The organism is Haemophilus parainfluenzae (assembly GCF_014931275.1).
GTDB lineage: Bacteria > Pseudomonadota > Gammaproteobacteria > Enterobacterales > Pasteurellaceae > Haemophilus_D.
Map to the genome: position 1 here is coordinate 1,012,557 of NZ_CP063110.1, position 24,979 is coordinate 1,037,535.

General features: G+C 39.4%; 27 protein-coding genes and 1 tRNA gene. 10 read left to right on the forward strand and 18 right to left on the reverse strand.

Annotated elements, in window-relative coordinates; translation table 11 throughout:
* Nucleotides 1–64: 64 nt before the first annotated feature.
* Nucleotides 65–140 (forward strand) — tRNA-Ala (locus INQ00_RS04980).
* A 55-nt stretch (nucleotides 141–195) separates the two neighbouring features.
* Here INQ00_RS04980 and mtgA read toward each other — a convergent pair.
* The 10 genes from mtgA to INQ00_RS05030 form a co-directional block, all read right to left on the reverse strand.
* The gene (gene mtgA / locus INQ00_RS04985) at nucleotides 196–942 is read right to left on the reverse strand and encodes a monofunctional biosynthetic peptidoglycan transglycosylase (protein WP_070775674.1); all 747 of its coding nucleotides are present in this window, start codon (nucleotides 940–942) and stop codon (nucleotides 196–198) included.
* The gene (gene trpR, locus INQ00_RS04990) at nucleotides 920–1,228 is read right to left on the reverse strand and encodes a trp operon repressor (RefSeq protein ID WP_065244193.1); all 309 of its coding nucleotides are present in this window, start codon (nucleotides 1,226–1,228) and stop codon (nucleotides 920–922) included. The genes mtgA and trpR overlap by 23 nt, the downstream gene beginning before the upstream one ends.
* Nucleotides 1,229–1,260: 32 nt before the next feature.
* The gene (locus tag INQ00_RS04995; RefSeq protein ID WP_197542867.1) at nucleotides 1,261–3,498 is read right to left on the reverse strand and encodes a transglycosylase SLT domain-containing protein; all 2,238 of its coding nucleotides are present in this window, start codon (nucleotides 3,496–3,498) and stop codon (nucleotides 1,261–1,263) included.
* Nucleotides 3,499–3,564: 66 nt separating this feature from the next.
* On the reverse strand, nucleotides 3,565–3,861 hold the full coding sequence (locus INQ00_RS05000) for a YciI family protein (RefSeq protein ID WP_049368043.1): 297 nt from the start codon (nucleotides 3,859–3,861) through the stop codon (nucleotides 3,565–3,567).
* 11 nt (nucleotides 3,862–3,872) lie between these two features.
* Nucleotides 3,873–4,343 (reverse strand): acyl-CoA thioester hydrolase YciA, encoded by a 471-nt coding sequence (gene yciA / locus INQ00_RS05005; RefSeq protein WP_049368042.1) that lies wholly within the window; start codon nucleotides 4,341–4,343, stop codon nucleotides 3,873–3,875.
* The gene (locus INQ00_RS05010) at nucleotides 4,343–4,897 is read right to left on the reverse strand and encodes a septation protein A (protein ID WP_197546392.1); all 555 of its coding nucleotides are present in this window, start codon (nucleotides 4,895–4,897) and stop codon (nucleotides 4,343–4,345) included. Before INQ00_RS05010 ends, yciA begins: the two co-directional genes overlap by 1 nt.
* 1 nt (nucleotide 4,898) lies before the next feature.
* A complete protein-coding gene (locus INQ00_RS05015) occupies nucleotides 4,899–5,678 on the reverse strand; it encodes a beta-methylgalactoside transporter (protein ID WP_197546393.1) in 780 nt (259 codons plus the stop codon).
* 111 nt (nucleotides 5,679–5,789) lie between these two features.
* Nucleotides 5,790–6,428, reverse strand: coding sequence for a phosphoribosylglycinamide formyltransferase (gene purN / locus INQ00_RS05020; RefSeq protein ID WP_197546394.1), 639 nt, complete (start codon nucleotides 6,426–6,428; stop codon nucleotides 5,790–5,792).
* Nucleotides 6,429–6,496: 68 nt separating this feature from the next.
* Complete coding sequence (gene purM, locus INQ00_RS05025; RefSeq protein ID WP_197546395.1) at nucleotides 6,497–7,534, reverse strand: phosphoribosylformylglycinamidine cyclo-ligase; 1,038 nt, start codon at nucleotides 7,532–7,534, stop codon at nucleotides 6,497–6,499.
* 154 nt (nucleotides 7,535–7,688) lie between these two features.
* On the reverse strand, nucleotides 7,689–7,976 hold the full coding sequence (locus INQ00_RS05030; protein ID WP_005697117.1) for a YfcZ/YiiS family protein: 288 nt from the start codon (nucleotides 7,974–7,976) through the stop codon (nucleotides 7,689–7,691).
* Between the two features lie 209 nt (nucleotides 7,977–8,185).
* Between INQ00_RS05030 and INQ00_RS05035 the strand changes: the two genes are divergently transcribed.
* The 3 genes from INQ00_RS05035 to mutH all read left to right on the forward strand — a co-directional run bounded on the left by INQ00_RS05035 (nucleotide 8,186) and on the right by mutH (nucleotide 10,850).
* The gene (locus INQ00_RS05035) at nucleotides 8,186–9,553 is read left to right on the forward strand and encodes a porin (protein ID WP_197546396.1); all 1,368 of its coding nucleotides are present in this window, start codon (nucleotides 8,186–8,188) and stop codon (nucleotides 9,551–9,553) included.
* 89 nt (nucleotides 9,554–9,642) lie between these two features.
* Nucleotides 9,643–10,182: a methylated-DNA--[protein]-cysteine S-methyltransferase gene (locus tag INQ00_RS05040; protein ID WP_197546397.1), complete on the forward strand. Its 540-nt coding sequence runs from the start codon at nucleotides 9,643–9,645 to the stop codon at nucleotides 10,180–10,182.
* Nucleotides 10,179–10,850: a DNA mismatch repair endonuclease MutH gene (gene mutH / locus INQ00_RS05045; protein WP_197546398.1), complete on the forward strand. Its 672-nt coding sequence runs from the start codon at nucleotides 10,179–10,181 to the stop codon at nucleotides 10,848–10,850. The genes INQ00_RS05040 and mutH overlap by 4 nt, the downstream gene beginning before the upstream one ends.
* 15 nt (nucleotides 10,851–10,865) lie before the next feature.
* On the opposite strand, the gene tilS is transcribed toward mutH, so the two are convergent.
* The 5 genes from tilS to znuC form a co-directional block, all read right to left on the reverse strand.
* Nucleotides 10,866–12,158, reverse strand: a complete 1,293-nt coding sequence (tilS, locus tag INQ00_RS05050) for a tRNA lysidine(34) synthetase TilS (protein ID WP_197546399.1) — start codon at nucleotides 12,156–12,158, stop codon at nucleotides 10,866–10,868.
* Nucleotides 12,158–13,024, reverse strand: coding sequence for a pyridoxal kinase (gene pdxY, locus INQ00_RS05055; RefSeq protein WP_111326542.1), 867 nt, complete (start codon nucleotides 13,022–13,024; stop codon nucleotides 12,158–12,160). Before pdxY ends, tilS begins: the two co-directional genes overlap by 1 nt.
* 114 nt (nucleotides 13,025–13,138) lie before the next feature.
* A complete protein-coding gene (gene accA, locus INQ00_RS05060; RefSeq protein WP_070775685.1) occupies nucleotides 13,139–14,086 on the reverse strand; it encodes an acetyl-CoA carboxylase carboxyl transferase subunit alpha in 948 nt (315 codons plus the stop codon).
* Nucleotides 14,087–14,173: 87 nt separating this feature from the next.
* Nucleotides 14,174–14,959: a zinc ABC transporter permease subunit ZnuB gene (gene znuB, locus INQ00_RS05065; RefSeq protein WP_005699689.1), complete on the reverse strand. Its 786-nt coding sequence runs from the start codon at nucleotides 14,957–14,959 to the stop codon at nucleotides 14,174–14,176.
* 9 nt (nucleotides 14,960–14,968) lie between these two features.
* Nucleotides 14,969–15,763: a zinc ABC transporter ATP-binding protein ZnuC gene (znuC, locus tag INQ00_RS05070; protein WP_049370526.1), complete on the reverse strand. Its 795-nt coding sequence runs from the start codon at nucleotides 15,761–15,763 to the stop codon at nucleotides 14,969–14,971.
* A gap of 178 nt (nucleotides 15,764–15,941) precedes the next feature.
* Here znuC and mepM point away from each other — a divergent pair, with 178 nt between their 5' ends.
* From mepM to INQ00_RS05100, 6 genes are all read left to right on the forward strand, one after another.
* Nucleotides 15,942–17,417, forward strand: coding sequence for a murein DD-endopeptidase MepM (mepM, locus tag INQ00_RS05075; protein WP_197546400.1), 1,476 nt, complete (start codon nucleotides 15,942–15,944; stop codon nucleotides 17,415–17,417).
* A 134-nt stretch (nucleotides 17,418–17,551) separates the two neighbouring features.
* Nucleotides 17,552–18,505: an ABC transporter permease gene (locus INQ00_RS05080; protein WP_269473878.1), complete on the forward strand. Its 954-nt coding sequence runs from the start codon at nucleotides 17,552–17,554 to the stop codon at nucleotides 18,503–18,505.
* A complete protein-coding gene (locus INQ00_RS05085; RefSeq protein ID WP_070775689.1) occupies nucleotides 18,498–19,457 on the forward strand; it encodes an iron chelate uptake ABC transporter family permease subunit in 960 nt (319 codons plus the stop codon). Before INQ00_RS05080 ends, INQ00_RS05085 begins: the two co-directional genes overlap by 8 nt.
* A complete protein-coding gene (locus tag INQ00_RS05090; RefSeq protein ID WP_197546401.1) occupies nucleotides 19,448–20,209 on the forward strand; it encodes an iron ABC transporter ATP-binding protein in 762 nt (253 codons plus the stop codon). Before INQ00_RS05085 ends, INQ00_RS05090 begins: the two co-directional genes overlap by 10 nt.
* Nucleotides 20,210–20,223: 14 nt before the next feature.
* On the forward strand, nucleotides 20,224–21,132 hold the full coding sequence (locus INQ00_RS05095) for a siderophore ABC transporter substrate-binding protein (RefSeq protein ID WP_197546402.1): 909 nt from the start codon (nucleotides 20,224–20,226) through the stop codon (nucleotides 21,130–21,132).
* Nucleotides 21,133–21,252: 120 nt separating this feature from the next.
* Nucleotides 21,253–22,203: a sigma 54-interacting transcriptional regulator gene (locus tag INQ00_RS05100; protein ID WP_197546403.1), complete on the forward strand. Its 951-nt coding sequence runs from the start codon at nucleotides 21,253–21,255 to the stop codon at nucleotides 22,201–22,203.
* Here INQ00_RS05100 and hflX read toward each other — a convergent pair.
* From hflX to rluC, 3 genes are all read right to left on the reverse strand, one after another.
* On the reverse strand, nucleotides 22,193–23,548 hold the full coding sequence (hflX, locus tag INQ00_RS05105) for a ribosome rescue GTPase HflX (RefSeq protein WP_197546404.1): 1,356 nt from the start codon (nucleotides 23,546–23,548) through the stop codon (nucleotides 22,193–22,195). The genes INQ00_RS05100 and hflX overlap by 11 nt on opposite strands.
* A gap of 9 nt (nucleotides 23,549–23,557) precedes the next feature.
* Nucleotides 23,558–23,842 carry an RNA chaperone Hfq gene (gene hfq, locus INQ00_RS05110; RefSeq protein ID WP_049364479.1) on the reverse strand — a complete coding sequence of 95 codons (285 nt, stop codon included), beginning with the start codon at nucleotides 23,840–23,842 and terminating at the stop codon, nucleotides 23,558–23,560.
* A gap of 86 nt (nucleotides 23,843–23,928) precedes the next feature.
* Nucleotides 23,929–24,909: a 23S rRNA pseudouridine(955/2504/2580) synthase RluC gene (gene rluC, locus INQ00_RS05115; RefSeq protein ID WP_070583062.1), complete on the reverse strand. Its 981-nt coding sequence runs from the start codon at nucleotides 24,907–24,909 to the stop codon at nucleotides 23,929–23,931.
* Nucleotides 24,910–24,979 lie beyond the last annotated feature (70 nt).

Below are 24,979 nucleotides of genomic sequence, written 5' to 3' on the forward strand. Positions count from 1 at the left end.
CGAGATTTGATTATTTCAATATTGACAGTTTATCAGCCGAAATTTATCATAGCTTGCGTTATTTGGGGATATAGCTCAGTTGGGAGAGCGCTTGAATGGCATTCAAGAGGTCGTCGGTTCGATCCCGATTATCTCCACCAAATTTAAAACCTTGAAACTTAAAGTGAGTTTCAAGGTTTTTTCTTTATGGCAAATCTACATTTCTTTTAGGTAATTTAAGCCTAATCCATTCATTTGTCGCATAATCCAACTTTGTTTTTTACGAACTAACGCACTAGGCTTATTCACTTTATAGATGATAGGGTTTGGTAAAACCGCTGCGAGTAATGCCGCTTCTGATTGAGTTAAATTCTTCGCTGATTTTTTGAAGTAATAGCGACTAGCCGCTTCTACACCAAAGATGCCATTACCAAATTCTGCGATGTTCAAATACACTTCTAAAATGCGTTCTTTGGACCAAAAGATTTCCATTAATGCCGTTGTGGGAACTTCTAATCCTTTGCGAAACCAACTTTGTCCATGCCAGAGAACGAGGTTTTTTGCTGTTTGTTGAGAAATCGTTGAAGCGCCTCGGGTTCGGCGAGATTTTTCATTAAATTTAAAGGCCTTTTGAATCGCCTCAAAATCAAAGCCCCAGTGGTTGGGAAATTTTTGATCTTCAGCGGCAATCACCGCAAGCTGCATATTTGGTGAGATTTCATCAAGGCTCACCCAATCGTATTTGATTGAATAGCTGAAATCCAACTGTAATAAGTGCCCGATTTTTTGCTGTGCCATATAGGCAGAGAAGGGAACAGGGATAAAGCGGAAGCAAATGAAAAATGCCAGGATTGCGAGAGAAAAACACCACGCAACCCGCTGCCAATTTTTTTTCCACCAAGATGGGCGAAAAAGATGTAAAAGTGCGGTCAGAATTCGCTTAGTTTTTTGCAGCTTGCTCATCGAGTTGGCTTTTCACCCAGTTTATAAAATCTGGATCCATTGTTTTGAGCATATTAGAACCACGAGTAATGGTTGCCGCACTGGTATTGAGATTTTGTTGAATCTCTCGTTGTGAGAGATTTTTATCCAATAACTGCGCCACGATTTGTAAACGTAAACCCACTGCATCACGCTCATCTGGCGTGAGCAGAAGCGTTAATAAATCTTGTGCTTTCCCTTGTTCAAACGCGGCTTGCAAGGTCGCGAGGAAAGCATTCCATTGTTCTAAATTGCGACTAATATACATATCAACAATCCTATACTATTAAACTAGTGCGACTAGTATAGCCGATCGTATTCCTCTTTGCTAAAGGTTTGTAATTTTTCTTTGTCTTGTAGGTGTTGATAGTAAAAATCGTAAGTTAATACGTTTTGAACATAACCTCGCGTTTCAAAGAACGGAATAGAGGCAATAAATTCATCCATGGCCAATTTGCCATTGGCTCTCGCAAGCCATTTTTCTACACGGCTTGCTCCCGCATTATAGGCGGAGGCGATCAAAATGCGGTTATTAGGGTATTTAGCATTTAACTCATTTAAGTGAGCCGTACCGAGTAAAATATTATTAAGCGGTTTGAATAAATCTAACTCTCCATTATAAGGAAGTTGCTGATTTTCTGCCGTTTTTTGCGCGGTACTTGGTAATAGCTGCATTAATCCTCGCGCATTTGCGGAAGATTGTGCCATTGGATTCCAAGCACTTTCTTGGCGAGCAATTGCCATCGCAAAAGTTTTGGTTACACGATTATCCACAATCGCTTGAGGTTCCGTTTCGCTGAGATTCACATTACTGAGAGCAATATCAAAATATTGACTATAAGCATTTGGTAAACGTAATCCGATATAATCCCATGCTTTCGCAATAATCGACCCATCCACACCTAATTCAAACCAATTTTGTTCATTCGCATATTGGCTTAAAGCAATCTGTAGTTGTTCTTCTTGCGATAATTTTTCTAACAGAAAACGCCAACGTTGTTTGGCAGCGCCTAATCGATCTAATTGACGTAATTCAGCAATTTCTGCGAGCTCTGGTTGAAATTTTTTATATTCATGTGCCCAGTAGGGATCGGAAATACTCCGCGCGACATATAATTCTGCTTGACCGAAATCATATCCTGCGCCACGATTTTCAGGATATAATTTTGCTGTCGCTAACATTGGGTAGAATCCGCGTTCGTTGCTTAATTCAGAGAATATTTCTTTGGCTTTTGTGACATTCTCTTTTTCGAGTGCTTTCCCCATCCAATAACGCCATTCTTGTTTTTGCTTCGCTTCATTGGAAAGGGCATTCAACCAACCTAATAAATCCGTTTTTTGCCAAATAGCCGTACGCAAACGACGTTCAATGAGGTTATCGGCATTCAGTTTTAGGATTTCTTGATCGCGCCATTGCACAAAGTTGGGGCTTTCGTTATCAAAGAAACGGCTAATAAAGGCGATTTTCCAATCACGTAATTCAGTTTCGTTTAATTGCCAAGTCTTCGCCCATTGCTCGTAAGGGGTGAAGGTTGGCTCATCCATATTTTCCGGAATGGTTCGCAAATAACGAGTAAAACCTAGCACTACGGCAAATTTATGGATAATTTTATTCGTATTACCATCAATTAATGGCAATGACTCAGCGAGTGTTTTCAAATTAGCTGGATTTTTTAAGAGATCCAAATAAAGAGCCAAATCGATATTTACCTGAGCATTTTCTTTCGCACCATCAACTTTTTCTAATTCTTTAGCGAGTATTTCGAGACCTTTCGCATCATTTTTACCAAAGAGCATTTCCGCTTTTTGATAGATCTTCTCTTCAGTCCGTCCACCTTGTGAATACCAAGCCGCCCACAGCTGAGCATCATTCGGAAGTTCAGCATTGTTGAGCCAAAGCTGTTCATATTCAGACAAAATAGCCGATTTATTCTTGTCGTTTGATTGGTTTTCTGCCGTTTGACTAGTATTGGATGCTTCTATTTGATATTTAGCCGTAAGTACAGCAATTTGTCTTTCCAAATTATTTGGCGTGAGTTTGGCAAGTGCTTGAGTATCTTCAGCATTGATTAACAACGTAAAAATACTTTGTTCTAATTTTCCACGTAGAAAATGAGAGGAATGTTGCTGAATAAATTGTTCAATGTCTGTTCTCAATGCATTCACTTCTTCACGAGGCGTATCGCGATTAACGGTTTTTACACGCGCATCTAAATAAGCCGCCATAGCATCAGTTTGCAATGGATAACCTTTTAAAGAATCAATAAGCCCAAGAAATAATTTGGCATTATTAGAAACATGATTATTTTTGACCGCACTTTTTAGGAGCGACTCTAATTGCAGAAAAGTCGCGCGTTGTTCAATCAACTTTAATTCATGAGCGTGCTGTTGCTGTGCCCATTTGGCTTGTTCTTCTGCAAGGTTAATTTGTGGCACCGTTTCATTTTTGCTTTTATGGGCATGCTGATTAGCCAAAGCTGAGCCTGAAAGTGCGGTTAAAATTAATAACGAAATTGTCGTGTGTTTAAGTGCTCGCATAGGAGATTCCATATAAAGAGAAAGACGGATATTTAGATCCGTCTTTGAGTGTAGAGTTCGTTTTATTTAGAAAACTTTTTTGAATGGCTTCACAATTACATCACCATAAACGCCCGCTTCTACGTAAGGATCTTGTGCTGCCCAGTCTTTTGCTGCAGACAGGCTTTCGAATTGAGCAATCACTGTCGAGCCAGTAAAGCCAGCTTCGCCTGGATTTTCATCATCAATGGCAGGGTTGGGGCCCGCTGTTAATAAGCGTCCTTCTGCTTGTAATTGTTTTAAACGAGCAAGATGTTGTTCACGTACAGCAAGACGTTTTTCTAAGGTGCCGGGAATGTCTTGGGCAAAAATTACATAGTACATAGCTTCTCCTATTAGCAACTTAAGTGCAATTCTTCAATCGTTTTTAAGGCTTGTTCTAATTCATGGTTGCCTTCACGTGGGATGCTGCGAGATTTTCCGTCAGCATCCACTGCAACGAAGGTAAATACCGCATCGGTGACACAATAGCGTTCACCAATGGGTTCGCTAGAGACTTTTTTTACCCAGACTTCTACTTTAATTTTAATAGAAGAACGACCCACTTTAAGACATTGTCCGTAGCAGCAAACCACATCCCCTACCGAGATAGGCTTAATGAAGTTCATACTTTCAACTGCAACGGTGACGACACGGCCGTGGGCAATTTCTTTCGCTAAAATTGCGCCGCCCATATCCATTTGTGACATAATCCAGCCACCAAAAATATCGCCGTTCGCATTGGTGTCTGAAGGCATCGCTAGGGTGCGTAGTAATAATACGCCTTTAGATTGACGACCGTTTTTATCAGTAAGATTTGTAACCATTATTTATCCCCATCATTCTTTTGATCATCTTTAGGTAAGTAACGGTAAATATAAGCACCGCTGATGATTGTTGCAACAAAGGTCATACCAAGTAAACCGAAAGATTTAAAATCAACCCAAGCATCTTCAGACATATTTTGACTGATATAAATATTTACGAGCATGCACAGAATGAAAAATCCTGCCCAGCCTATATTTAATTTGTTCCACACATTATCCGGTAATTGGATTTCTTTGCCTAATAACTTTTTCACCAGTGGCGTATTGAATTGGAATTGTGCAACTAATAACACAATGGCAAAGAGGGCATTAATAATCGTGACCTTCCATTGTAAATATTTGATTTCATTGAAGTAAGCTGTGAGTAAACCAAAAAAGACGACAGCAATCGCCATGATTTTTTGTTGTTTCTCAATCACACCATATTTCAGTTTGAGCACAATCATTTGAACAAGGGTTGCAATCACTAATACGATAGCGGCATCACGCACCCCAAACATTTTGTAAGTGATGAAAAAGAGAACAAGCGGAATAAATTCAAGAAGTTGCTTCATATTATGCCTTCATAAATAAACTGTAAAAACGGTAAGTAAATACCAAAATAAATAGTTGAAATAATGCTACCAAAATGCCAAAAATCACACTTAGAAATGATGTACCTAGGATTGCACCAACACTATTCACTAATAAAGGTAGAAGTAAATAAGTGATCAAAGCATAAATAATCAATATGCCATTACGTTTAACACCCGCACGCCACACTTGTAAAGCAGTTTGTCCTATAGATTGATTGGATGCAATGTAATGCACAGGCGATAAGCATAGGCGAACAAAGAAAAATAAACCAAATACCATTGAAACAAAGGCTAGGGGAGAGAGCGCATTTTGGCTTAAAGGAGAGAGCTCATCTTTGCTTAAAGATGAGCTCATGACATCAGCAAGGCCAAATAAAAGTGGCAAGCTCATAAAAATATCTAAAACTACCACCCCTAAAAAACGACGCAATGTCAGCATGAGACCTTGATTAATCGGATTTTGATTTTGCTGACTAATATGATGAATAGTTGCAATACCGAAGGTTGCAATAAAAGACATCAACAATTGTTGAAATACAAAAGATCCAATCAGCGCAGTTGGCTCCACTTTGCTCAATGCATTAATAATATCCTGTTGCGATGGATTAGGATTATTACCCAAACTCGGCATTGGGACACTGACTAATGCATTGATAAATTGTGATGCAATGAAAACCCCAACGAAAAGCAGCACGGTTTTTCGCTGATTACGCATAAAGTTGAGGCTATCTTGAAAAATCTGAGTAAAGTTAATTTGCATACTATATCCCACAATAATAAAATCCCGATTATACAGGGTTTATTGTTTTTTTCATAAAATCAGGTTGTTTAATGGTGATTTAAGTCACTCTTTTCAAGAGCGTATATCGCTTTACTCATTAGCGTAACCATTCTGTGGCAACGGTTTGCTGTCTAAATAGGCTTGATTTTCAATGAGTTTTAATCGATCTTCGACAAACCATTTAATCACTAAAGGATAAATGTGATATTCCTGTTCACGAGTTCGAAGCTCAATCTCCTCGACAGTATCGCCAGGAAAAATAGGCACTTTGGCTTGTAATACAATAGCGCCTCCATCGATCTCTTCATTGACAAAATGCACGGTTGTACCATGTTCGCTCTCGCCATTCTCAAGTGCTCTTTGATAAGTGTGTATCCCAGGATATTTTGGCAGAAGGGAAGGGTGAATATTTAAAATTTTCCCCGTAAAACGTTGTGTGAATGGTTTGGTTAAGATTTTCATGTAACCAGCTAATACAATGAGATCAACATTGAGATCTTCTAAATAATCACCGATAGCCTTATCCATATCGAGATTAGAGGCAAAATCTTGGCGCAAAAAAACGCGGCTAGGAATGCCCGCACTTTTAGCGCGTACTAAGCCAAATGAATCTATTTTATTACTGATGACAGTCACAATCTTTCCTGGAATAAACCCAGTTTGACAAGCCTCAATTATTGCTTGAAGATTTGATCCTTGCCCTGAAATCAGGACGGCAATTTTTTTCATATTATTCTACATAAAAGAAGGGCGAACCTTTCATTCTGAAATTTTCGCCCTGAAATGGAAAAGTAAAATTATTTAATGATAACTTGTGGTTCGTTATCTGTCGCACTTTCGATATGACCGATTAACCAGGCATTTTCACCGGATTGTTTTAAAATTGCTAAAGCGGTTTCTACTTGCGATTGCGGTAATGCAATCACCATACCAACGCCACAGTTAAATGTGCGGTACATTTCATAGGTTTCAATGTTGCCTTTTTCTTGTAACCATTTGAACACCGGTTGCCATTCCCAGCTACCTTCATCAATGACAGCTTTGGTATTTTTCGGTAATACACGCGGGATATTTTCCCAGAAGCCGCCACCCGTTAAGTGTGCGATAGCATGGACTTCCGTTTGTTTGATTAAAGCGAGAACAGATTTCACATAGATTTTTGTCGGTGCAAGTACTTGTTCACTTAATGGACGACCATTTAATTGCTCAGTAGCAGGGTTGACGCCAGCAACATCAATGACTTTACGAATTAAAGAATAACCGTTTGAATGTGGGCCACTTGAACCAAGTGCGATTAAAGCATCACCCGCTTTAACTTGACTACCATCAATGATTTCTGATTTTTCGACCACTCCCACACAGAAACCTGCAAGGTCATAGTCGCCAGCGTGATACATACCTGGCATTTCGGCGGTTTCACCACCGACTAATGCACAACCCGATTGTACACAGCCTTCTGCAATGCCTTTTACCACATCAGAGGCAACATCTACGTCAAGTTTGCCCGTGGCGTAGTAATCTAAGAAGAATAATGGTTCAGCACCTTGAACCACTAAATCGTTAACACACATTGCAACCAAATCAATACCGATGGTATCGTGTTTTTTTAAGTCAATGGCTAAGCGTAATTTGGTGCCCACACCGTCTGTGCCGGAAACAAGGATAGGTTCTTTATATTTGCCCGGAATGGCACATAATGCACCAAACCCACCTAATCCCCCGATGACTTCAGGGCGAGTTGTCCGTTTTACGTGTGGTTTAATACGTTCAACTAATTCGTTACCGGCATTAATATCCACGCCTGCATCTTTATAACTTAATGATGGTTTGCTCACAATGTTGTCCTATATTTTTAGGTTAAATGATAAAACGGCGTGATTGTATCAGATTAAGCAAACGTTTGCGATAGTGATTTAATTGGGTTTTAATTAAAAAAAATAACCGCACTTTATTTTGCATGATAAAGTGCGGTCAATTTTAAAAGTGTTTTTAGCGATTCGCTAATTCAAAAATCATCGCTTCAGCTTGGCAGCTAAATGTAAAACGAGCCGTTAAATTTGCGCCATTTTCAGTTTCGGTGATTTCACTTTTAATGTCGCAAGGATCGCTTTCTGTTTTGCGAGCTTTTTCAATGAAACGATTAAGTGCTGCTTCAGCTTCAGCTTTATTCGCATAGGTTTGATGAATATCAACAGAACAATCTGAACCGTCAATAATCGTCCCCACATCAACACAGCTACAAGTGAGAGATTCTTCTGCTTTGCATGTTACTGTCATAGGATTTCCTTATTTAAAATTAAGATTGGTTATATTCTAGCATTTTTGAAACGCTCTGCCAAAGTAGCCGAATTTTTTTAATTTAAATATCATTTATTTATCACTGGTCGGAACACTTAAAAATTAATCTAAAATAATTTGCACTCCATTTATTGGAGTTTTAGAATCTCGCGGCTTTTTTCATTATTATTAATAACAAAAGGTTCCAAATGAGAAAATTTAATAAAACGCTATTAGCAATGACTACATTGTTAGCAGCAAGCGGTGCAAATGCAGCCGCATTCCAATTAGCAGAAGTTTCAACATCAGGTCTTGGTCGTGCTTATGCCGGTGAAGCAGCAATTGCAGATAACGCTTCAGTGGTTGCGACGAACCCAGCATTAATGAGTTTATTCAAAAACAACCAATTTTCTGTGGGTGGCGTTTATGTGGATTCTAAAATTCGTATGAGTGGTCCAGTTACCGTTAATGCACTAGGCCGTACTGTTGCTGTAGGTTCTGCAGATCATGATAGTGTTGTACCAGGTTCATTGATTCCGAATATGTATTTTGTGGCACCAATTAATGACAAGTTTGCCATTGGTACTGGAATGAATGTGAATTTCGGTTTAAAAAGTGAATATGAATCCACTTACAATGCCGGTGTATTTGGTGGTACAACAGATTTAAGTGCGATTAACTTAAACTTAAGCGGTTCATATCGTGTGACCCAAGGTTTAAGCGCTGGTGTGGGTTTAAATGCAGTTTATGCTAAAGCAGAAGTGGAACGTCACGCGGGTATTTTAAGTGATGCAGTAAAAAATGTTGCACCATTAGTTCCTTCGCTCGTGAAAGCAGGGCAAATCCCAGCAAGTGCAGCTGCTTCTTTAGCTAGATTACAAGGTGTGAATAAAGATACTACATTAACACATTTACAAGGCTCTGCTTGGGGATTTGGTTGGAACGCTGGTTTAGCCTATGAGTTTAATGAGCGCAACCGAGTTGGTTTAGCCTATCACTCAAAAGTCGATATTGATTTTGAAGATTCTAATGCGGTGAGTGCGAGCCGTACACTTCGTGGCCAAGGCCCTGCAAAAGGTGGATTAACACTACATTTACCAGATTATTTAGAATTATCTGGTTTCCACCAAGTGACAGATAATTTGGCATTGCACTACAGCTACAAATTTACACACTGGAGTCGTTTCAAAGAGTTACACGCAACGTTTAATGACGGTGAAGTGGCTTTTCATAAAGATGAGAAATATCGTAGCAACTCTCGTTATGCATTAGGTGCAACCTATGACGTGAATGATAAATTAACAGTTCGCGCAGGTATTGCTTATGATGAAGCAGCTGCGCCAACTGAACATGCAAGTGCATCTATCCCTGATACTGATCGTATGTGGTATAGCGTAGGGGCAACTTATAAATTTACCCCGAATCTTTCTATTGATGCGGGCTTTGCTCACTTACGTGGTAAAAAACTTAACTTTACCGAGAAACAATCAATTGGCAACTTAGCGACTGTTACAGCAAACTATACGTCTAAAGCAAGTGCTAACCTTTACGGTTTAAACTTAAACTACAGTTTCTAATTTGTTAAAAATTTAGCATAATACGCAGCACACCGAATGTATGTTCGGTGTGCTTTTTTCTTATATCAATCCATAAAAACGAGAGAAAAATGACCGCACTTTTTTATGCTTATATGGATTCACCAATTGGTCGATTATTAATGCTTTCTGATGGTGAAAATCTTACAAATTTAGATTGTGAGTTAGAACAAACCACGCCAAATCCAAATTGGATTTTACGAGAAGATTTACCGCTTTTTGAAAAAGTGCGGTGCGCTTTAATGCGTTATTTTAATGGTAAGCCAGAAAGTTTCTCTGATATTCCTTTAGCTCCCAAGGGGACCGAATTTCAACAAGCGATTTGGAAAGCATTGCGTCAAATTCCTTATGGTAAAATGGCGAGTTATGGTGGTTTAGCAGAAAGCATTAATAACCCTAAGGCGGTGCGAGCCGTTGGTGGTGCGGTAGGGAGTAATCCCATTAGTATTATCATTCCATGTCATCGTATATTAGGGAAAAAATGTGAAATCACGGGTTTTGGTGGTGGATTGCCAGCAAAACGCTTTTTATTAAAATTAGAGAATATTCCTTACATCGACAAAGGCGTAGAATACGTTAAACCGAAATTATTGAAGAAATACCACGAATGATCCCACAAACCGAACAAGCCTTATTAGAAAAAGCACAATCTATTGCGGGATTAACCTTTGGTGAACTTGCAGATGAATTAAATATTCCCGTTCCGCCTGATTTAAAACGCGATAAAGGTTGGGTTGGAATGTTGCTTGAAACTGCATTAGGAGCGACTGCCGGCAGTAAAGCAGAACAGGACTTTTCCCATTTAGGCATTGAATTAAAAACGTTACCCATTAATACCGAAGGTTTTCCGTTGGAAACCACGTTTGTGAGTTTTGCGCCCTTGGTTCAAAACTCAGGGGTAAATTGGGAAAATTCGCACGTTCGTCATAAATTATCGAAAGTCTTGTGGATTCCCATTGAAGGCAGTCGAGATATCCCTTTGCGTGAGCGCCATATTGGCCAACCTATCTTATGGCAACCTTCGACTGAACAAGAACATCAATTACGCCAAGATTGGGAAGAGTTGATGGATTATATTGTGCTCGGAAAGTTAGATCAGATTACGGCACGTATTGGTGAAGTTATGCAACTGCGTCCAAAAGGTGCAAACAGTAAAGCCATTACGAAAGGCATTGGTAAAAATGGGGAAGTGATTGATACCTTGCCGCTGGGGTTTTATTTACGGAAAGAATTTACGGCAGGCATTTTAAACGCTTTTCTTAATCATAAAAATGGGTGAATCATCACCCATTTTTTATTTTTCTTCATTTTGAAAAACACGGAAAAATCCCACCGCACTTTGTAAAGTCTCACCATAAAAAATGAGGGGGATACGATTTCGTTGCCAAGGTGGAACGCCGAGTTCTTGCCAAATTTTTTTCATGGTTTCAGCAGGGCGATTATGTTGGCGTTTTACTTTTCCAGTATAAGCAAATCGTACTTGAATGGGTTCTTGTGTATCAGCAAGTTGAACCTGTTTTTCGTTCCAATTGACTAAAATGCCTTTCGCATTGTGGGTTGCATAAATTGTACCAAGATTATCAGGCAAGGTAATCTGTTGATTTAACGGCATATCAAGACAAGTTTGCGACAAATCAGTGAATTTTCCCGTTAAATAGAGACATTGTTGATAACGGCGAATAATATGTTCCCCAAGTTGAAATAGTGGAGAGGCATCCGCTTTAGCCTTAATCACATCATCAATAATATGCATTAATTGAACCTGTGTTGGCATAGCAATCTGATTTTTAGCTAGCCACATTCGCAAAAGTGCGGTTTGTTTTTGCAATGAATATTCTAGAAAGTTTACGAGCGAAAACTGTTTTTGATCCTCAACAAGATGTTGTTCAAAGTAAGGTTGTAATAATTCATTAATCAGTTGTTGTTGCTCAAAACAATGTTGTGCGGCACGCTGAACTGCATGATCAAAATGTCCCCAGCGTTGGCGTATTTCAGGCAAAATTTGGTTACGTAAGAAATTGCGATCGTAATGATTATCTTGATTGCTTTCGTCTTCGACCCAAGATAGATTTTCTTGCTGAACGTAATCTTCTAATTCATTACGGCTAAAAGAAAGGAGTGGGCGTAGAATAGGCATCCCAAATAATTGGCTTTCTTTTTGCATGGCACCTAAACCTTGCAATCCTGCTCCGCGTTTTAGCGCCAGGAAAAAGGTCTCAGTTTGATCATTTAAATGATGTGCAGTGACTAGATATTCATTTGGTTGAATATGTGTTGAAATAGCTTGATAGCGTGCTTCTCTTGCGCCCGCTTCAATGCCATCGTGCATTTCCACTTTGACTTTTTCAATAATAAGTGGAATGGCAAATTGCTCACAGAGTTGTTGGCAATGAGCCGTCCAAGCATCCGCATTCGGGCTTAATCCGTGATGGATATGGATAGCTCGCAGACTTAAGTGCGGTCGTTTTTCGCTGAGTTTTTTAACTAAAGAAAGCAGTGCAGTTGAATCCAAACCACCGCTAAAAGCAATGAGAAGCTTATTGGCGGTGGTTGGGATTTGTGCTTGGAATAATGAAAAAAGATCCATTAGGCAACTTTAACGGCTTTGTAGTTTGTGCTTGGATTTAAGATCTCAAAACGCGCAGCAATAGGTTGGAGTTCGTAAGATTTCAAATCAAAGGTAGTTTTCATTACGCCTGCAACAGCATTATTCATTTTTTCAAAAGCTTCGACATCGTTGCCACAGTTTAAGTAATGCGCCAAGAAAGTACCTGCAATTAAATCACCCACGCCAACTGGTTCAAAGTCAAATTTATAAAGCGGACGACTTAAATGCCATACGCCTTCTGGTGTCGCCATAATAATTTCAAAGGTATCAGGATCATTCAATTTACCTGCTTTACCTAAGTGTTTAACTAACACTTTCTTCACACCTTTAGCAACTAACGCATTAGCCGCTTTGAGCACATCGTCAAACGTATTGATAGGGAAGTCAGACAGCGTACGAAGCTCAGAAAGGTTTGGTGTCATGATGTCTGCACGTGGAATGGCTTTTTCAATTAAGCGTTCACGTACACCATCGGCGACCACGCAGACTTTTTCGGCATTTGGCATAACGGGATCGCACAAGTAAAGTGCATTTGGGTTACGAGCTTTGATTTTTTCTAAAGCATAGATAATTTTGTCAACTTGCTCAGCTGAACCTAAATAACCGGAAAGCAATGCATCACATTCTTGCAGTTTTCCAATGGCATCTAAACCGTTGGCAATTTCGCCGATTTGTTCTTGTGGAATCACCATGCCCGTCCATTTCCCATATTGAGTATGGTTAGAGAATTGCACGGTATTGAGTGCCCATACATCTACACCTAAGAGCTGCATTGGGAAGGTCGCAGATTTATTGCCAGCGAAGCCATAAACCACGTGAGATTGGATTGCTAATACGTTTTTCATTTTGAGTTCTCCTTTTATATTATTTTAGGCATTGATGCTGTTTCTTGCATCCATGCAACATTTTTTCAAAACACAAAAAAGAGCGGTTAAACTAACCGCTCTTTTTCTATTTTATTAACAATAACCGTAAGACATTAAACGTTCATAACGTCTTTCTAATAAGCCATCTTTGTCGAAGGTATCGAGTTCGTTTAGTTCTTCAACAAGGCATTGTTTTAAATTACGTGCCATTTCATGATAATTACGATGTGCACCACCTAATGGCTCTTGAACGATATTATCAATTAAACCCAACTCTTTTAAACGAGTTGCGGTTAAGCCCATGACTTCTGCTGCGGTTGACGCTTTTTCTGCGCTTTTCCATAAGATAGAAGCACAGCCTTCTGGTGAAATAACGGAATAAGTTGAATATTGTAACATATTCACTTTATCTCCCACACCAATGGCTAATGCACCACCGGAACCGCCTTCACCGATTACGGTACAGATAATAGGTACTTTTAAGGTAGACATTTCACGTAAGTTACGAGCAATCGCTTCAGATTGACCACGTTCTTCCGCACCGATACCCGGGTAAGCCCCTGGCGTGTCGATAAAGGTAATAATAGGTAAGTTGAAACGCTCAGCCATTTGCATTAAACGTAACGCTTTACGATAACCTTCAGGTGCAGGCATACCAAAGTTACGAGTCACTTTGTCTTTTACTGTACGACCTTTTTGGTGGCCGATAATCATTACTGCGCGACCATCTAAACGAGCAAGACCACCTACGATTGCTTTATCATCTGCAAAGGCACGATCGCCTGCAAGTTCTTGGAAATCAGTAAAAATATGTTCGATATAATCAAGCGTGTATGGACGATTTGGGTGACGTGCCATACGAGAAACCTGCCATGCATCAAGATTTGCAAAGGTTTTTTTGGTTAATTCATCGCTTTTCTTTTGTAAGCGTTTAATTTCATCGTGTAAATCAATTTTGTCATCAGATGCTGAACGTAGCGCTTCAATTTTGGCTTCAAGTTCAGCAATAGGTAATTCAAAATCTAAATATTCTTGGCTCATTTCTTATCCTAAAATATCGTCAAAAGTTGCCCGCACTTTATCAAGATTTAAGGTGCGGTGCAAATGGTTTTCACTGGTTGGAGCGGATTATAAATATTCCTTTTTTAGTAATGATAACAAAAACAAAAATGCGGAACAAATCACGACAGAAGGCCCCGCAGCGGTATCATAAAAGGCGGAAAGGAATAACCCGCCAACGACGGAAAGCATACTGATTAAAATGGCAATAAATACCATTTGTTCAGGTGTCTTTGCAAAACGTCTTGCTGTTGCAGCTGGAATAATTAATAGCGATGTAATAATCAGGGCTCCAACAAACTTCATACTTAATGCGATTGTAAGTGCGGTCAAAATCATCAAGATAAATCGCATTTTTTTGATGTTAATGCCTTCCACTTGAGCCAGTTCAGGTGAGACAGTGGTGGAGAGTAAGGCTTGCCAGAAGTAAAGCAGTGTGCCTAATACAATGAGGACACCCGTGCCAATATAAGGTAAGTCGTTAAAATTAATGGCGAGCAAATCCCCAAAAAGATAACTCATTAAGTCTACGCGGACATTTTTTAGTAAGCCAACCGTAACCACACCAAGGGAAAGACAACTGTGTGCGATAATGCCTAAAAGGGTATCCACTGAAAATTGCGTGTTACTTTCGAGCCAAACCATTAATACGGCGAGAATAATCGTCAAAATTACAATGGCAACATAAGGGTTAATTTGTAAGAAAATCCCTAACGCCACACCAAGCAAGGCTGAGTGGGAAAGGGTATCACCAAAATAAGCCATTTTACGCCACACCACAAAAGCACCCAGTGGTGCGGTAATTAAGGAAAGCAGTAAGCCTGTAAGCAAGGCGGGAAATAAAATCTCAAACATGATTTTTCCTTATTGTTGGCATTCAGATGGATTGGCACTGCAACTACAAACATCACCGTGCATATTATGATGATGATTATGATGGTGCGTATAAAAGCCCACATTTTGTGAGATTTGGTTGCCCCAAAGGCGTATAAATGTTGGATCATTCGATAAACTTTCGGGTGTGCCGGCACAGCGAATATGTTGATTGATGCACAACACTTCTTTACTGTCCGCCATCACGATATGCAAATCATGGGAAACCATTAAAACCGCACAATTTAAGGCTTGTTGAGTACGGTGAATCAGCTGATAAAGTTCAGCTTGACCATTAATATCGACCCCTTGAGTTGGTTCATCTAGCACCAGTAAATTGGGTTTGTTCAAAATCGCACGAGCTAATAACACGCGTTGCATTTCCCCACCTGAGAGTTTTTGCATATTATTTTTTCTCAAATGAGTGATAGAGAGTTGCTCAAGTGCGGTTGATATTTCTTGCGTTTTAACCCCTTTTTTGAGTGCCAGAAAACGCTCAACCGTCATTGGTAAGCTGTGATCGAGGTGAATTTTTTGTGGGACATAGCCAATTCTGACATTGGTGCTATAAATCACCTCACCGGATGTCGGCGGTTGTAATTTTAATAAGGTTTTCAAGAGGGTCGATTTCCCCCCACCATTTGGGCCTACAATGGTGATAATTGAATTAGGATAAATGCTGAAATTAATATCCCGTAATGCTGTCTTTTGTTCAAAGACCACATTGATATTTTTCAGCGTAATTAATGGTGTTGGTTGGGCTGGTTGAATGGCGTGAATCTGCATAATCCCCCCTTTAAAAATGGCTCACTAAAATAGCTCATTTCCTTGTTTTTCTCAAGAAATTCTGACTATGCCTAATATTTAGGCATAAGATTTGACATTTTTAGGGTAAAATGAATTTTTTTTAGAGTTTGTAGTCTGAAGAGCGAAAAGCTTTTTATTCATTTTAAAGGTATCTATTTTGCAACACGTTAAATTAGCTAGAGATCGACGGAAACGAAAATCCCGTATAAAAGCGGCGATTTTTTTTGCCGCACTTTTGCTTATTTTAACGGGTATTTTCCTCGCTTTTAAAGATACCGCTGATTATGATCCTTCTTTGCAAAGTAATCTTGAGCCAGAGATGGTGGATAACGTTCAATATCAATCCCTTACACCTGAAAAAACAGAATCAGATAAGCAACAAACTCAAGCAGGCGAACATCCTGAAACTAAGCAGAATGCGAATACGGAAGATGCGACTTCTTACGATGATGATCTTCAAGCCAAAGATGATGAAGTAGATGAAATTAAACCACAGTTTGATGAGCTAACTGATTTGCCAAAAGATGCACAAGATGCGCTCAGTGGCATTTTAGATGTAGCTGATCAGGCATTGCGTATTACCGATCAATTTAGTCATACCGTGGTGCGTGGCGACTCTTTAAAAGACGTGTTAGAGCTTTCTGGTTTAGAAGATGATACGGCGAAAAATTTAATTGCCGAATATCCTGAATTAAAAAACTTACGCGCCGGTCAGCAGTTCTATTGGATTTTAGATAAAGAAGATCAGCTGGAGTATTTAAACTGGTTGGTGTCTGAAAAAGAAGAACGTATTTATGAACGCACGGAAGACGGTAAGTTTAAACGCCAAATTCTAGAGAAGAAAAGTATCTGGAAGAAAGAAGTGCTAAAAGGCACGATTAACGGATCCTTTGCTTCAAGTTTACGTGATTTAGGTTTGGATGGTCGTCAAATCAGCCAGTTAAGCTCTGCGTTACAGTGGCAGGTAAGCCTTCAAAAACTCAGTAAAGGCACCAAATTTGCGATTTTAGTATCACGTGAATATTTAGGTGATAAATTAACCGGTCAAGGTAACGTTGAAGCCATTCATATTATGGCGGATGGTAAGAGTTATTACGGTATTCAAGCGGCGAATGGTCGTTACTACGATAAGCAAGGTGAAACTCTTGGTAAAGGCTTTGCGCGTTATCCATTACAACGCCAAGCACGTATTTCGTCACCATTTAACCCAAATCGCCGCCATCCAGTAACGGGACGTGTTCGCCCACATAAAGGGGTAGACTTTGCTGTCGCACCAGGTACACCAGTTATTGCGCCAGCAGAAGGTGTGGTGGAAAAAGTGGCTTACCAAGCTGGTGGTGCAGGACGTTATGTGGTGATACGCCATGGTCGTGAATATCAAACGGTGTATATGCATTTAAGTCGTGCTTTAGTGCGTGCGGGCCAAACAGTGAAGAAAGGGGAACGTATTGCATTAACAGGGAATACGGGTATTTCAACCGGTCCACACTTGCACTATGAGTTCCATATTAATGATCGTGCAGTAAACCCGCTTACAGTGAAATTACCGGGCACCAGCAGTGGAATGGCAACGGCAGAGCGTAAGCAATTCTTAGTCCGAGCGAAAGAAGTTGAAAGAACATTAAAATTATAGTGAATAAAATGCGGTCAAATTTGACCGCATTTTTTATAGGCCTAAAAAATTAGCTGAAAACTGACTGCACTTCACCTTTTCTCTTTTTCCTCAATATGCTATTCTCTTTGTATTTTAGAATTATTCTCATTTTTATGATTAAGAGACGTTATCTGATTTTTCTGTTGATCGTGCTTTCCTTTGTTTCACTTTTTCTCGGGGTAAGTACAGTTAATTTGCAAGGGTTACTGAATTTTGAAGGTAATCAATGGCAGATCTTTTTAATTAGTCGCGTGCCTCGCTTAATCAGTATCTTGATTGCAGGTGCATCCTTAAGTATTTGTGGTTTAGTGATGCAGCAACTCAGTCGAAACCGATTTGTTTCTCCCACCACGGCGGGCACCATGGATAGTGCAAGATTAGGGATTTTAATGGCGATGCTGTTTTTCCCAACTGCTTCAATGTTGTTAAAAACCACCATTGCGGTGATTGTATCTTTCCTTGGCACATTGTTATTTATGACGATTTTGTCCCGTTTGAAATTCAAGGACACAATTTTTGTGCCTTTAGTGGGGATTATGTTCGGTAATATCATCAGTTCAATTACTGCCTTTATCGCTTACAAAGAAGATCTATTGCAAAACTTATCCGGGTGGCTACAAGGGGACTTTTCTCTTGTGATGTCAGGCCGTTATGAATTGTTGTATTTCAGTATTCCTACACTCATAGTGGCTTATTTATTTGCGCATCGTTTTTCTATTGTCGGGATGGGGAAAGATTTTGCAGTTAATCTAGGTCTAAATTACAACCAAGTACTTTATCTCGGTCTGCTCATTGTGGCAGTGGTCTCTTCGATTATTATCGTGTCTGTTGGCGTGATCCCTTTCTTGGGGTTAATTATTCCGAATATCGTCACGCTTTATTTAGGGGATAACTTGAAGAAAGTGTTATCTCATACTGCCTTGTTGGGTGCCGTATTTGTTTTATTCTGCGATATTTTAGGTCGAAGTGTGATTTATCCTTATGAGATTTCCATTAATGCCGTAGTTGGCGTATTTGGCAGCGGTATCTTCTTGTTTTTATTATTAAAGCGGTATAGAAATGGCTAAGAAATCTTCTTCTCAACTGATTGTATTGTCGTTGTTAGCCATTGTTTCTCTTGCACTTTATTTAGGCTACAACTTACCAAACCGTTGGCAATATGCCTTGGAAAATCGTGCCTTATCCTTAATTGCGATTGTGATTACAGGCGCAGCAATTGCACTTGCTACGATGATTTTCCAAACGGTTGTGAATAACCGAATTCTCACGCCGAGTATTTTGGGTTTAGATTCGCTGTATTTACTGATTCAAACGGCGATCATTTTCCTTTTCGGTTCAAGTACATTGCTTTCAATGAATTCCATTGCATTGTTTGTCTTGTGTACGGGATTAATGATGGCGTTTTCATTAGTGCTTTATCACTTCCTGTTTAAGAAAGAAAACCAAAATATTTTCTTCTTGTTGCTTGTCGGGATTATTTTCGGCACCTTCTTTGGTAGCTTAACGACCTTTATGGAAGTGTTGATTGATCCAAATGAATTTCAGATCGCACAAGATATTGGCTTTGCAAGTTTCAACCGAATCAATACTCAAATCTTATGGGTCGCATTAGCCATTTTAGTAGCGACCATTGTTTTCAGTTTAAAATATTGGCATTGCTTCGATGTGTTGGCGTTAGGACGAGAAAATGCCATTAACTTAGGGATCGATTATCAAAAGACCTTAAAAGTCCTGTTAATTCTCGTGGCAATTTTAACGTCAGTGTCGACCGCACTTGTTGGCCCACTTACTTTCCTTGGGTTATTGGTAATGAACGTGACTTTTGAATTTATTCGTGATTATCGCCATAAGGTGCTTATTCCTGCTGCGATGTTAATTTCCATTATTACCTTGGTTTTTGGGCAATTATTGGTTACTCATATTTTTACCTTCCGCACGACATTAAGCATCATCGTTAATTTTGTCGGCGGGGTGTACTTTATTTATTTGTTATTAAGAGCAAACAAAAAATGGCAATAGAAATTCGCAATATTACTAAAAGTTACGGAAGCAAAAAGGTGGTGGATAATGTGTCCGTTACCATTCCTACAGGGAAAATTACGTCTTTTATCGGGCCGAATGGTGCGGGGAAGAGTACGGTGCTGTCTATTATGAGCCGTTTGTTGAATGCTGATAGTGGCAAGATCTATCTCAACGGTGAATTGCTCAATCGTAAGAAAAGTAGCGATATTGCGAAACAACTTGCGATTTTAAAGCAAACTAACAACATTAATTTGCGTCTAACCATTGAAGATTTAGTCGCTTTTGGGCGTTTTCCTTATAGCAAAGGAAACTTAACCCAAACTGACCGCACTTTTATTGATAATGCCATTGCCTATATGAATTTAGATGATATTCGTCACCAATACATCGATAACTTAAGTGGTGGGCAACGACAACGCGCTTATATTGCGATGACACTTGCACAAGATACGGATTATATTTTGTTGGATGAGCCATTAAATAATCTGGATATGAAACATTCTGTGCAGATCATGCAAGTTTTACGTAAATTAGCGACAGAACTCAATAAAACCGTGGTGATTGTCATTCATGATATTAATTTCGCCTCTTGTTATTCAGACTACATTGTTGCCATGAAAAATGGAAAATTAGTGCACCAAGGCGAGATTAACCACATTATGCAATCGCCCGTGCTACAAGATATTTACGATATGGCGATACCTATTCAGGATATCGACAACCATAAAATTGCCGTTTATTTTAGATAAATAAGGAAATCTTCATGAAAAAAACACTATCAACATTAGCACTTTCACTTTTTGCTTTGGTCGGTATTGCTCAAGCAGCAGATATTACCGTTGAAAATGCTGCTGGAAAGCAGGTTGTGCCACAAAATCCACAGCGAGTCATTGTGCTTGATTTTGGTGCAGCAGACACACTTCGTGCATTAGGTGTGCAAGATAAAATCGTGGGCTTCCCACAAAGCGGAAAAATTCCAAACTATCTTTCAGAATTTGCAGACAAAAAATATAAAAATGTTGGTGATTTGAAAGAACAATCATTGGAGCAAATTAACGAGCTCAATCCGGATTTGATCATTGCGTCTAAACGTCAAGAAAAAATGATCGACAAATTTAAAGAAATCGCACCAGTATTTAATGTTGAAAATGACTACACAAATTATTATCCAAGTTTTCAACAAAATGTGACCGCACTTGGACAGATCTTTGGCAAAGAAAATGTCGCAAAAGAGAAATTATCAGCGTTAGACAGTAAAGTCGCGCAAGTTGCGAAAGACGCACAAAGTAAAACGGCACTATTGGTGTTGGTTAATGAAAGTAAAATCAGTGCTTTTGGTGATGGTTCTCGTTATGGCATGGTGTTTCAAAAATTTGGTTTTAAACCGATTGATGACAGCATCAAATCGTCTACGCATGGACAAAGCGTTGGTTTTGAATATATCTTAGAAAAAAATCCAGACTTTTTACTCGTAGTGGATCGTACAGCGGCCATTACAGAAAAAGCCAACAATGCGCAAAAAGTATTGGATAACGATATCATCAAACAAACTAAAGCGTATAAAGATGGACACATTGTGTACCTTGATGCAGCCAATTGGTATCTTGCGTTTGGTGGTTTAGAAAGTATGGAAATCATTGCACAAGAACTTGATCGTGCAGTGAAAAAATAATACGAAAAATGATTTAAAAGGGCAGTCAAGGATTGCCCTTTTTATATGTAAATTAATCTTTACACATGTCAATAAACTTCCTATCATATCGGCATTACTTAATAAAACAGAGCTTATTTTATGCTGACATTTAATCTACAAGATCCGTTCTCTTGCTTTGTCACTCAAAGCCTCTCCATGAAAAGTGCGGTCGAAAATGCACAACGTTTTGCGATGTTTGATGTGCCGCTTTTAATTCAGGGCGAAACGGGCACGGGTAAAGATTTATTAGCAAAAGCTTGCCATTTTGCGAGTTTGCGCCGTGAGAAAAAATTCATTGCAGTAAACTGTGCAGGCCTGCCGGATGAAGATGCGGAAAGCGAAATGTTTGGGCGTAAAGTGGGTGACAGTGAAACCATCGGTTTTTTTGAATATGCTAACGAAGGCACGGTGTTGTTAGATGGTGTTGCCGAGCTTTCATTAAGTTTACAGGCAAAATTATTACGTTTTTTAACTGATGGTTCTTTCCGTCGAGTGGGGGAAGAAAAAGAACATCATGCAAATGTTCGGGTTATTTGTACGTCACAAGAACCGCTGGAAAAACTGCTAGAGCAAGGGAAATTACGCAGTGATTTATTCCATCGCTTAAATGTCTTAGCACTAAATGTACCACCCTTGCGTGAGCGAGTTGAAGATATTCAGCCTTTAACGGACGGTTTTTTACAAGAAATTAGCACGCAGCTTAAGATTCCAATGCCGCAATATGATGCTGATTTTTTGAATTATTTGAAAGGGCAGCCTTGGCAAGGTAATGTGCGAGAGCTTTACAATGTGTTGTATCGTGCCTGTTCTTTAGCAAAAAATAATCAGCTTGATATTGAAAGTTTAAATTTAAAACCCGTACAAAGTGCGGTCATTTCTGTGGATGATTTTGGTGAACAAACCCTGGATGAGATTATGGGACAATATGAGGCGAGTGTATTGCGTGCTTTTTATGCTCAGTATCCAAGTACACGAAAATTAGCACAACGATTAGGCGTATCACATACGGCGATCGCCAATAAATTAAAACAATACGGTATTAGTAAATAATTTCTGACAGTTTAGGGAATTGTTTACAAAGTTTGAGCCATTCGACTTTATCAATTTGTACATTGAGGATAAATTCACCTTCATCCGAAATTTGTTCGTGACGAATGCTATCTAATTGATAGAGCGCATGGCGAATTTTGCCCTCTTGCGGAAGCAGTGTGAGGGTGAAAGAAAGTATCTCATTTTTCAACCGCACTTTAATGGCTTCAAGTAGTAGATCTAATCCTTCACCTGAATGTGCTGAAAGGTAAACGGCAACGGGCTTATTCTCGTCATCATATTCAATATGGGGCGCTACATTTTCCAATAAATCGATTTTGTTATACACCAACAATACCGGTACTTTGTTAGCCTTAATTTCTTCCAATACTAAATTCACCGCTTCAATATTTTCGATCTTTCGAGCGTCTGCTGCATCAATAACATGCAAGAGTAAACTGGCTTCTACCGTTTCTTGCAACGTAGATTTAAAAGCGGACACTAAATCATGGGGGAGTTGGCGAACAAAACCAACGGTATCGGCGAGAATGGCTGTACCAACATCTTGAATTTGTAAACGCCTTAATGTGGGATCGAGCGTCGCGAAAAGCTGATCTGCCGCATAGACATTGGCTTGTGTGATGAAATTGAATAACGTAGATTTCCCCGCATTGGTATAACCCACTAAGGAAATGGTCGGAATATCCGCTTTTTGTCGGGTTTGGCGATTTTGATTGCGTTGTTTTTCGACTTTTGCCAAACGATTTTGCAACTGTGCAATACGCACCTTGATTAAACGGCGATCCGTTTCTAATTGCGTTTCCCCTGGACCACGTAATCCAACCGCACCTTTTTGCTGATCTAAGCCTGTTTTTCGACGAACTAATCGAGTGGATAAATGCTTAAGCTGAGCTAATTCAACTTGTAATTTCCCTTCGTGCGATCGGGCTCGTTGAGCAAAGATATCTAAAATTACTCCAGTGCGATCCACTACGCGACATTGGCAGATGCTTTCTAAATTACGGGTTTGTGCAGGGGTTAATTGATGATTCACCAAAACAACATCGGCATCTAAGGCTTTTACTGCATCCGCAATTTCTTGTGCTTTTCCTTCACCGATAAAATATTTTGCTTGTGGTGTCGCTCGGCTCGTGGTGATGATTTGTAAAATCTCAACATTGGCAGATTCCGCTAAAAGTTGGAATTCTTGCAGATCTTCAATGTTTTTATTTTGAGAAAAGAAAACATGCACGACAACAGCTTTATCTTTTGCCGATGGGCTATTGTCGCCTGTTTTAGATGACGAAAGTGCGGTTGAAACTTCAGGTGAATTTTCAACCGCACTTAAATTGATGAAATCATTCATTGAACAGAATTATTCTGCTTGTGTTTCTACTTCCGCTGCAGCGTCAGAAGTTTGTGCTGCATGATGACCGCCGTTATTATTGTGGTGAGAAACAGAACGTGCTGGAACCACAGTTGAAATAGCGTGTTTGTACACCATTTGATTAACAGTGTTTTTTAATAAAATCACGAATTGGTCGAATGATTCGATTTGACCCTGTAATTTAATCCCATTAACGAGATAAATCGAAACAGGAATACGTTCACGGCGTAACGCATTCAAATAAGGATCTTGTAATGATTGTCCTTTTGCCATTTTGCTATCCTTTGTTGTTATATGTTAATTAATGATAGAAACGAGTTGTCTCCGTCACCAAATATAGCAATAAACATTTTTCTTGTCTATGGGTTTATCTCTTTGCTTTCACGCAGTTTTTTCAGAATTGTTTTCATTTTTTCATCTAGTTGTGCATTGAAACGTAATGTTTCGCCCGTTTTAGGGTGTTCAAATCGAATAGAAAATGCATGTAAAAACAAACGATTGAGTCCGAGATCTTGCATATATTTATCGAATTCTTTATCACCGTATTTATCATCCAGCGCGATTGGGTGACCTGCATATTGAGTATGAACTCGGATCTGATGGGTTCTTCCTGTTACAGGCGATGCTTTTACTAAGGTCGCATTTTGATAGCGTTCTTCAATGGCAAATCGCGTTTCTGAAGGTTTACCTTGCTCACTGACTTTAACGATGCGTTCGCCACTGGCCAATTCATTTTTTAATAAAGGGGCTTGCACAACTTTCACATGAGATTGCCATTGCCCACGCACGAGTGCGAGATAATCTTTTTGTACCGTTTTAACACGAAGTTGTTCGTGTAAGTTGCGTAAGGCAGAGCGTTTCTTCGCTACTAATAAGATACCTGATGTATCTCTGTCTAAACGATGAACCAATTCCAAAAAACGGGCTTCAGGACGTAATGCACGCAAGGCTTCAATCACACCAAAATTCAAGCCGCTCCCGCCATGAACCGCAATGCCAGAAGGTTTGTTCAATACTAATAAACAATCATCTTCAAAAATAATATGGCTTTCAAGGGAGGCGACTTTATTCAAGTTTTTAGAAATCGGCGCGGTATTTTTTTCAGAAACACGAACTGGCGGCACACGCACCACATCACCATTTTGCAATTTATATTCAGGTTTGATTCGCCCTTTGTTCACACGTACTTCACCTTTACGCAGAATGCGATAAATCAAACTTTTTGGCACACCTTTTAATTTTGCCAATAAATAATTATCAATGCGTTGTCCTGCTTCATCCTCAGAAATCGTGAGCATTTTGACGGATTGATTGATGATTTTTTCTTGTTTTTCAGTCATTGAATCTGTCCTTTAAAAATTGGGCTGAATCATATCACAATATCCCTGGTGATAATAGCAAGAATGCCTT

What these genes read in the sequence shown, in the direction of transcription:
- INQ00_RS05085 (WP_070775689.1), top strand. Translation starts at nt 18,498, where the DNA reads ATGGCTAAGAAATCTTCTTCTCAACTGATTGTATTGTCGTTGTTAGCC.
- hflX (WP_197546404.1), bottom strand. Translation starts at nt 23,548, where the DNA reads ATGAATGATTTCATCAATTTAAGTGCGGTTGAAAATTCACCTGAAGTT.
- yciA (WP_049368042.1), bottom strand. Translation starts at nt 4,343, where the DNA reads ATGGTTACAAATCTTACTGATAAAAACGGTCGTCAATCTAAAGGCGTA.
- accA (WP_070775685.1), bottom strand. Translation starts at nt 14,086, where the DNA reads ATGAGCCAAGAATATTTAGATTTTGAATTACCTATTGCTGAACTTGAA.
- INQ00_RS04995 (WP_197542867.1), bottom strand. Translation starts at nt 3,498, where the DNA reads ATGCGAGCACTTAAACACACGACAATTTCGTTATTAATTTTAACCGCA.
- pdxY (WP_111326542.1), bottom strand. Translation starts at nt 13,024, where the DNA reads ATGAAAAACGTATTAGCAATCCAATCTCACGTGGTTTATGGCTTCGCT.
- hfq (WP_049364479.1), bottom strand. Translation starts at nt 23,842, where the DNA reads ATGGCAAAAGGACAATCATTACAAGATCCTTATTTGAATGCGTTACGC.
- INQ00_RS05030 (WP_005697117.1), bottom strand. Translation starts at nt 7,976, where the DNA reads ATGACAGTAACATGCAAAGCAGAAGAATCTCTCACTTGTAGCTGTGTT.
- tilS (WP_197546399.1), bottom strand. Translation starts at nt 12,158, where the DNA reads ATGGATCTTTTTTCATTATTCCAAGCACAAATCCCAACCACCGCCAAT.
- INQ00_RS05090 (WP_197546401.1), top strand. Translation starts at nt 19,448, where the DNA reads ATGGCAATAGAAATTCGCAATATTACTAAAAGTTACGGAAGCAAAAAG.
- znuB (WP_005699689.1), bottom strand. Translation starts at nt 14,959, where the DNA reads ATGTTTGAGATTTTATTTCCCGCCTTGCTTACAGGCTTACTGCTTTCC.
- mtgA (WP_070775674.1), bottom strand. Translation starts at nt 942, where the DNA reads ATGAGCAAGCTGCAAAAAACTAAGCGAATTCTGACCGCACTTTTACAT.
- INQ00_RS05100 (WP_197546403.1), top strand. Translation starts at nt 21,253, where the DNA reads ATGCTGACATTTAATCTACAAGATCCGTTCTCTTGCTTTGTCACTCAA.
- INQ00_RS05035 (WP_197546396.1), top strand. Translation starts at nt 8,186, where the DNA reads ATGAGAAAATTTAATAAAACGCTATTAGCAATGACTACATTGTTAGCA.
- INQ00_RS05080 (WP_269473878.1), top strand. Translation starts at nt 17,552, where the DNA reads ATGATTAAGAGACGTTATCTGATTTTTCTGTTGATCGTGCTTTCCTTT.
- mutH (WP_197546398.1), top strand. Translation starts at nt 10,179, where the DNA reads ATGATCCCACAAACCGAACAAGCCTTATTAGAAAAAGCACAATCTATT.
- znuC (WP_049370526.1), bottom strand. Translation starts at nt 15,763, where the DNA reads ATGCAGATTCACGCCATTCAACCAGCCCAACCAACACCATTAATTACG.
- trpR (WP_065244193.1), bottom strand. Translation starts at nt 1,228, where the DNA reads ATGTATATTAGTCGCAATTTAGAACAATGGAATGCTTTCCTCGCGACC.
- INQ00_RS05015 (WP_197546393.1), bottom strand. Translation starts at nt 5,678, where the DNA reads ATGCAAATTAACTTTACTCAGATTTTTCAAGATAGCCTCAACTTTATG.
- rluC (WP_070583062.1), bottom strand. Translation starts at nt 24,909, where the DNA reads ATGACTGAAAAACAAGAAAAAATCATCAATCAATCCGTCAAAATGCTC.
- INQ00_RS05095 (WP_197546402.1), top strand. Translation starts at nt 20,224, where the DNA reads ATGAAAAAAACACTATCAACATTAGCACTTTCACTTTTTGCTTTGGTC.
- INQ00_RS05000 (WP_049368043.1), bottom strand. Translation starts at nt 3,861, where the DNA reads ATGTACTATGTAATTTTTGCCCAAGACATTCCCGGCACCTTAGAAAAA.
- purN (WP_197546394.1), bottom strand. Translation starts at nt 6,428, where the DNA reads ATGAAAAAAATTGCCGTCCTGATTTCAGGGCAAGGATCAAATCTTCAA.
- INQ00_RS05040 (WP_197546397.1), top strand. Translation starts at nt 9,643, where the DNA reads ATGACCGCACTTTTTTATGCTTATATGGATTCACCAATTGGTCGATTA.
- INQ00_RS05010 (WP_197546392.1), bottom strand. Translation starts at nt 4,897, where the DNA reads ATGAAGCAACTTCTTGAATTTATTCCGCTTGTTCTCTTTTTCATCACT.